Genomic DNA, 1,615 nt, shown 5'->3' on the forward strand with positions numbered 1-1,615 from the left:
GGTGACGTTGCGCGCGGCTTCGCTGTAGTCGTTCACCGGCAGGAGGGACCCGAACACCACGGCGATGCGGTGCCGGTCGGCGAGATCGGCCATTGCCTCCCAATTGGCTTCGATCTGCTCGCGGCGTTCCTGCTGGAGAAACCCCTGCACGTCGTTGACGCCTGCCAGGATCACCACCGCGGCCGGCTTCAACGCTATGACATCTTGATGGAACCGCAGCAGCATCTGCGCCGTGACCTGGCTCCCGATGCCACGATTGACGTAGGGCCGACCGGGGAAGCTGGCGGCCAGATCCCATCTGTCGGTGATGGAGTCGCCAAGGAAGACGACGCGGCGCTCGCCCGGGCGCGGCGCAGGCAGCGCGGCATTGGCGGGCTGGTAGATGTACCGTTCGCCGAAATCCTGCATCAGGACCGGGACGAGCTTGGCCCGGAAGGGGTTCAGCCAAGGGCCCCAATCTTTGTCGACGCTGGTGCGCCGCTCCGGCGAGCTCTGATAATCGGCGCCCCAGGCAGAAGCAGGAACGGCGCAGAGCAGCAACGGGCCAAACAAGGCCGCTGCCGTGCGTCTCATGCGAGCAGCTGGGGACATACCAACACGAGCGGTGTTCATGAGGCTATCACGCGGTAGCGCGGCAATGCCGCTCGATGAACTGGTCGTGGGTCGGCATCGTCTCGACCCCGCGGCGAACGAGGTTGCGCATCCGATCGAGTTGCGCCGCGATGTCGGCCTCTGGCATCGCGGCTGCAATCGGGTCGAGCCGCTCCGGACGCAGGCCCTGGCCCAGCATCACCGCGACCCAGGAGGTTTCGGTAAACAGGTCGCCCGGCTCCACGAAGACGCGACCATGGCTGCGGAACAGATCCATTCGGTGCCGGAGACTGTCGGGGATGTCCATGGCCCGGACCTGGTTCCAGAAGGCGGAATCGTCGCGGCGGGTCTGGTGATAATGGAGGATGATGAAGTCGCGGACCTGCTCGAACTCCCGGTCCATCAGGCGGTTATATTGCTCCACATCGGCGGCGGCGAAGCCGCGATCGGGAAAGAGCGACATCAGCGTCACGACGCCGCGCTGGATCAGATGGATGCTGGTCGACTCGAGCGGCTCAACGAAGCCGGCGGCCAGTCCCAGTGCAACGACATTGCCGTTCCACATCAGCCGGCGCTTGCCCGTCTTGAACCGGATCGGACGTGGGTCGGCGAGCGCCGGTGCGTCGAGACCAGCCAGCAGTTCGCTGGCGGCTTCGTCGTCCGAGAGATGCTGGCTACAATAAACATGGCCGTTTCCGGTTCGGTGCTGGAGCGGAATGCGCCAGCGCCAGCCGGCGCCCCCCGCCGTCGCGCGCGTGTAGGGAGTTCGCGGCGTGGTTGCCTCGCTCGGGACGGCGAGTGCGCGGTCCATCGGCAGCCAAAGCGACCAATCGGTGTAGCCGGTGTGCAGCGCCTCCTCGATCAGCAGGCCGCGGAAGCCCGAACAGTCGATGAAGAGATCGCCCGGCAGGAGCGCTCCGTCGTCGAGCACGAGCGACTCGACATGGCCGCGCGCGTCGAGGGTCGCGGACCGGATGCGGCGCTGGACGTGGACGACACCGCGCGCGACCGCCTGCTCGCGCAG

The 1,615-nt window shown here is 66.7% G+C and carries 2 protein-coding genes; both read right to left on the bottom strand.

Annotated features, from left to right (window positions below):
• The coding region (locus VF631_RS03305) for a GDSL-type esterase/lipase family protein (RefSeq protein ID WP_431848847.1) at window positions 1-573 on the bottom strand (573 nt) is incomplete at its 3' end.
• Between the two features lie 46 nt (window positions 574-619).
• Window positions 620-1,615: tryptophan halogenase family protein (locus VF631_RS03310; protein ID WP_431848848.1), on the bottom strand; the 996-nt coding region annotated here is incomplete at its 5' end.

The organism is Allosphingosinicella sp., assembly GCF_036387615.1.
Lineage (GTDB): Bacteria > Pseudomonadota > Alphaproteobacteria > Sphingomonadales > Sphingomonadaceae > Allosphingosinicella.